This window comes from Microcoleus sp. MON2_D5 (assembly GCF_036701905.1).
Lineage (GTDB): Bacteria > Cyanobacteriota > Cyanobacteriia > Cyanobacteriales > Microcoleaceae > Microcoleus.
Window position 1 is genome coordinate 1 of sequence record NZ_JAUBRM010000174.1, and the last position, 5,654, is coordinate 5,654.

Annotated in this window: 5 protein-coding genes; 3 read left to right on the forward strand and 2 right to left on the reverse strand. The window is 47.9% G+C overall.

Going from position 1 to position 5,654, the window contains the following annotated elements; translation table 11 throughout:
* Positions 1-58: 58 nt before the first annotated feature.
* Entirely contained in the window at positions 59-625 is a 567-nt protein-coding gene (locus QUA47_RS30015; protein WP_333433505.1) for an RNA-guided endonuclease TnpB family protein, read from the reverse strand.
* Between the two features lie 623 nt (positions 626-1,248).
* Here QUA47_RS30015 and QUA47_RS30020 point away from each other — a divergent pair.
* From QUA47_RS30020 to QUA47_RS30030, 3 genes are all read left to right on the forward strand, one after another.
* A complete protein-coding gene (locus QUA47_RS30020) occupies positions 1,249-2,850 on the forward strand; it encodes a metallophosphoesterase (RefSeq protein WP_333433506.1) in 1,602 nt (533 codons plus the stop codon).
* A gap of 146 nt (positions 2,851-2,996) precedes the next feature.
* Positions 2,997-3,725 (forward strand): DUF3891 family protein, encoded by a 729-nt coding sequence (locus tag QUA47_RS30025; protein WP_333433507.1) that lies wholly within the window; start codon positions 2,997-2,999, stop codon positions 3,723-3,725.
* 156 nt (positions 3,726-3,881) lie between these two features.
* Positions 3,882-4,952, forward strand: coding sequence for a YegS/Rv2252/BmrU family lipid kinase (locus QUA47_RS30030; protein ID WP_445243788.1), 1,071 nt, complete (start codon positions 3,882-3,884; stop codon positions 4,950-4,952).
* A 52-nt stretch (positions 4,953-5,004) separates the two neighbouring features.
* Here QUA47_RS30030 and QUA47_RS30035 read toward each other — a convergent pair whose 3' ends face one another.
* The gene (locus QUA47_RS30035) at positions 5,005-5,361 is read right to left on the reverse strand and encodes a hypothetical protein (RefSeq protein WP_006631047.1); all 357 of its coding nucleotides are present in this window, start codon (positions 5,359-5,361) and stop codon (positions 5,005-5,007) included.
* Between the last annotated feature and the right edge of the window lie 293 nt (positions 5,362-5,654).

Consider the following 5,654-nt stretch of genomic DNA (forward strand, 5'->3'; position numbering starts at 1 on the left):
TTATCAAGGTTCATTACCCTGCGGCTAATCCCCCTAATCTTTTTATTAAGATTGGTTTCTAGCCAACGAATCGCACCTTTAATCCCACGTCAATGCCAATAGCTTTATCTGCTGGGACTAACTCAGGCTGTTCTTTCCCATCGTCAATCAAAACAGAAACAAAATGTTTACCGTCCGGGTTGCGAGATACGGTAACGGTCTTGATATCGCCCTCAAAATCACGATGTCGCCGACAGAAAACTAAACCAATCTTAGGTAGGTTGATATAGTCACCGTCGAATTTGACATTTTGAGGGTAGCTGATCGACTGCCTGCCATGCTTGGCTTTGAACTTGGGCAGCATCGCCCTCTTGTCAAAGAAGTTTTTGTAGGCAGTAGATAAATTCAATGCAACCACCTGCAAGCATTGAGAATAAGGTTCTTTTAACCATTCGTATTCTTTTTTGAGTGCAGGGAGCAAGCCTTGTATGTATGCCCTAGATAGTCCTTTGCCAGTATTCTTGTAAGTTTCTTGACATAGATTCAAAGCATAGTTCCAAAACCATCTCGCACAGCCAAAAGACTTTGAAAGCAAGACCTCTTGCTCATCTGTGGGATAAATTCTGTACTTGTAAGCTTTATACATTTATCAAGGTTGCAGAATACCGATAAAATTATCATAGGGCACAAAAACGATATTGATTCGCTGTCGCTCAATTTATTTTTTGGCTCATTTTCATCCCGACGCTCACCTTCGGTAGAGCGCGGGACTTCCCATTCGCATTAGTTAAGATTATCAAATAAAACCTTAACACTCCTCGCCTATAGTTGCGAGGATGAAAAGATTAGGGGGTTTAATCCCTCCAGTCCAGAACTTTAAAACTATTTCGCAAAATTACTAGACATTTGGGCAAAAGCTGAATGGCTTACTGGGACTTAATTGTGCATAATTTGCACAGCCCTGATTTGAGTTTAGATACCGGGCGATCGTATCAAAACCAAAGAAACCGGGTTTTTGGCCGTGGCTGTCGGTTTTAACGAAGTATTTTCGTCAAAAACCCGGTTTCTGACTGCCTGCGCGTCAAACCAAAGAAACTAAAGAAACCGGGTTTTTGGCCGTGGCTGTCGATTTTAACGAAGTATTTTCGTCAAAAACCCGGTTTCTGACTGCCCGCGCGTCGATTTTCAGCTTTTAGAGAGAGGTAAAAACTCGCCCGATCGCTACACTATGATTAACTAGGAACTCAGCAATTTTGGAGAAGAGGTGAATTGAAATTCGTTTCCGACCCGCAAATAACAGTCAAAATCCGCAAAATGAAAGAGCGGGTGCGGTGGCAAGAACACTCGATCGTCGATCGGGGAATCGACCAAACTCGGATGGTTTTGGAATCTCAAACCACCGACTCTCCAGAGTTTTCGTTTTTAGTCGCAGGCGACAGCGGCACGGGCAATCACCGCGGCTACAATCCCCAGCGACAGATTGCCGAACTGATGGTCTCGGAGCGCGAAACTTGCCGTTTCGTCCTCCACACGGGCGATGTAGTTTATCTCGTAGGTTCCAGCGAATATTACTTGCAAAACTTTATTCGCCCCTACCGAGAATTTATAGTCGGCGGCGAGCATCCCTCTCGCATTGCCTACGATCGCATGGTGTTTAATTTTCCGTTTTTGCCCGTACCGGGAAACCACGACTATTACGACTTGCCGATAGTCTACGGCATTCTGTCGGCGACAGCTTTGCCGCTGCGTCGGCTGTTGGGTTCCAAGTTGGATCTCGATGTCGGCTGGCACGGTTCCGATCGCGGAAATGCCTACGCCAAAGCGTTTCTCGACTACCTGCAAGCTCACAAATTGCCGGGAGAACTCGATCGCCACCTAGACGCCCACTACACCGCCAGCACCAGCACAGGCCGCTGCCTCCGCTACCAACCCGGACGCTTTACCCGCTTACCCAACCGCTACTACACCTTCCGCAGCGGCGGCATCGACTTCTTCGCCCTCGACTCCAACACCTTCAACGAACCGTTACCGATCCCGAAAACCAAACAGGGCGACATTCGCCGCCAGAATTTGGAACTCGATCGCCAGAAATTGGAACAAGAAAAATTGGCAATGCTCGAAATGTGCGATCGGCTCAACCCCCAAATTCCCGAGGAAGCCGAACAGCTAGACGACTTGGCCGCCAAATTAGAGCAAGTTGACGAAATGTTGATGGATATTGACAAACAACTGTCCCCCGACAGAACAGCCGCCACCGACGTTGAACAGCTCGAATGGCTGAAAAAAAGGCTGATTGACTCTTGGCGCGATTCCGAGGTGCGGGGGCGGGTAATTTACCTGCACCACCCCCCCTACGTGACAGAGGCGACAAAGTGGAATCAAGCTCAAACTTTGGCGGTTCGGTTGCGATTGCGCGAGGTGCTCGACGGGGTGGCCGATGCAGTTGGGGAAGCGGCGCGGGGGCGTCCGCTAGTAGATTTGGTGCTGACTGGCCACGCTCACTGTTTGGAATACCTGCGGACTGGAAATACCGGACACGGCGACTCTGGGATTAATTGGATTGTCTGCGGGGGAAGCGGCCACAGTCTCCGCCGCCAGCGCCCGGAAGGGCCGATGTTGCAGGAAGCATTGAGTCCTGAAGCTTATCGGTTGGGGCGGCAGTCTGGTTCCGAAACAGCCAGCCGGCGGGTAGCGGAATCTTTGCTATTTGTCGGCCGCAGCGGTCAAGGTTCCCACAAGCGCCGTCCTTATTCGTGTTTGCGGATTGATGTTCTCGATGGGTGTCCCCCGAAGTTCCGCATCCGACCTTTGGTTGTCGAACGATTTGAGGGGAAATGGCAGGATATCTCGATCAAACCTTTTGTGATTTAACTTTCGTTTTTCTTTAAGTCTCGATCGCCCTTAAAAATGTGGACTTTGACCGATTCCGGTTCCCCCCTTTTTAAGGCGCCGGGGCGATCGAGAGCCGAATGCTCGCACAAAATACTCGTATTAACTTAATTGAGGAGAAAAATTCAATGATTGCTAACTTAACCGCCACCGGCTGGGAAATTATTTACCACCGCGCCCACGCTTTGCTCGCGGCGCAACTTGGCGGACAGTGGAAGCGCTCGAAATCTCCGGTGCGCCTCTACGAAACCATAGCGGCTATTTCGCATCACGACGATTTGGAGAAAGAATGGGAAGAAAATATTTTGACTGAAGCGGGCGCGCCCTTTGATTTTACCTTGCAGACGGAAACTTCTCTGCCGAAAATTAAAGCCATGGCGCAGAATGCCCTATATCGCGGTAGGTGGGTAGCAATGCTGATTTCTATGCACATGAGCTTTCTCAATGAAGGAAAGCGGGGAGAGTCGAAGGAACTCGACGAGTTTTTGGACGAACAACTGGAAACTCAAAAAAAATGGCGCAAAGAGTTGCAAATTTCCGAGGAAGATGCTAAGGCAGCTTATGCTTTTTTCCAGTGGTGCGATCGGCTATCATTAATTCTTTGCAGCCGGGAGTTACCAGCCGGAGAACGAGCTTTAGAAATTAGTGTCGGCCCGGACGGCAAGCGCTACGATATTGTACAGCACAGCAACGAACTCGTGACTGTAACTCCTTGGCCTTTTGAAGACGATAAGTTTACGGTGAACGTCGAAGCGTGCCTTTTGGATCAAGTCAAGTTCGACAGCAACAAGGAAATCAAGGAAGCGCTGCACAAAGCTCCCCGCGAAGTCTTAGAGTGGACTTTTGTCAAGTCTTAATTAAACCTGGGAAAAATAGGTGAGGGTTGTTGTCGAAGTTTAGCGGGCATGGCATTTGTGTTAACTTAATGTTAAAACCATGTCTAAATCAGGGTTATAGTTGAGTCTTGCTCCCCCTTAACTCCCCTTAATAAGGGGGGGATAAGAACAGTCAAAATGAATCTTATTAAGGGGGATGCGATGGCGCTCGAAACTGCGATACAAAGGAAAAAAACCCTGGGTTTCAGGTTCGCTATTACCCATTACCTATTACCAAATATGGAACGTTCAGCTTGCCTAATTTTCAATCCCGTCGCCGGTAACAGCGACCCCGACCAAGACTTAGCTAGAATTCAGGAACTTTTAGAGCCTTTTATTGACTTAGACATTCGCCTGACCACCCCCGAATTAGACGCAGATCAAATCGCCCGCGAAGCAGTTGCTAGGGGAGTTGAGGCAATTATTGCTTCCGGGGGCGACGGCACCTTGTCCGCAGTGGCTGGGGCGATTGTGGGCACAAATATTCCTTTAGGAATTATTTCGCGGGGAACTGCTAATGCTTTTGCTAATGCTTTAGACATTCCAAATACAATTGAAACCGCCTGTGAAAATATTTTGGGAGGGTTGACGCGGGTGGTGGATGCGGCGATTTGCAACGGTGAAATGCCGATGGTTTTGTTAGCGGGAGTGGGGTTTGAGGCAGAAACTGTCGAACTTGCCGATCGCGAAATGAAGAATCGTTGGGGAATGCTGGCTTACATTCTTTCAGGAATTAAACAGTTAAACAATTTAGAAAGATTTGAAGCGGAAATCGAAACCGAAGATAGAATTATCAGCCTTACTGCTGTGGCCGTCACCGTGGCGAATGCAGCGCCGCCTACTTCCATTTTAGCTCAAGGCCCGGCGGGGATTATTTTTGATGACGGCTTGCTGGACGTGACGCTGGTTGCGCCTCAGAATAAAGCTGGGGCGATCGCAGCTTCTTATCACCTATTGCAAACAGCTTTGAGCGGCAATCCTACGGATCGCGACGACATCGGTTATTTGCGGGCAAAAAAAGTAACAATTAGTGCCGATCCACCTCAAAAAGTAGTTATAGACGGCGAAATCATCGGCATGACTCCGGTTTCTATTGAGTGTGTTCCGGGAGGTTTAACTATTTTTGTACCGCGAGTTGAAGAAGAGCAAGCGGTGGAAAAACTCACCGGTTTAGCGGACATCGAAATTACATTGAAACCCTCAACTTAAAATTTTTAGCGACACCAACAATAAAAAAGACCGCCCGGGCGGTCTTTCTTTTTTAGGCGTCTAAAATTTGGCGAATGCGGCGCTCCAAACGTTCGAGATCGAGTCCACCTTCATCGCGGCTGATGCGGCGCACGGTGACGTTAACATTGCTCAAATCTGCCAGCAAATCTTGCAGGATTTCTTGTTGCTGGCGAGCTTGAGTTATTTCGCGCGGTTCCTGCACCAAATCGCGAACAATTGTATCTTCCGCGCGCGAAGCAACGATCGGGTCTGCTTCGCCGTCTACGTGCACAAAAGTGCGCCGACCGGGCCCGCGTTCTTCTTCAATTGGTATTACTGCTGTTACTCGATCGGAGCGTACATATTTGCCAAATCCCAGGTGGACTAAGACGGAGGATTGTATTTTCATAGTTAGCACGATTTATTGGTTAGTTATCTATATTTTAACTCGCAATTTCCGGCTATGACAAGTAATGGGCAAGCGGGTTTTACACCTATTTTGAAGAGTTTCTAGTGGTATGAAAGGTGGCTATTTTTTAGTAAATATGGTAAGTTTTTAGTTGGATATAAACATCTGAATAAAGATTTTTTGTAAGGATTCAGGTCAGGGGGTATTGACAAAGATGATACAGGAGGGAGATTATTATAATTATGAAAAAAGAGCAGCCTCTCAAACTAGACAGTGAAATATTGAACCAGTTG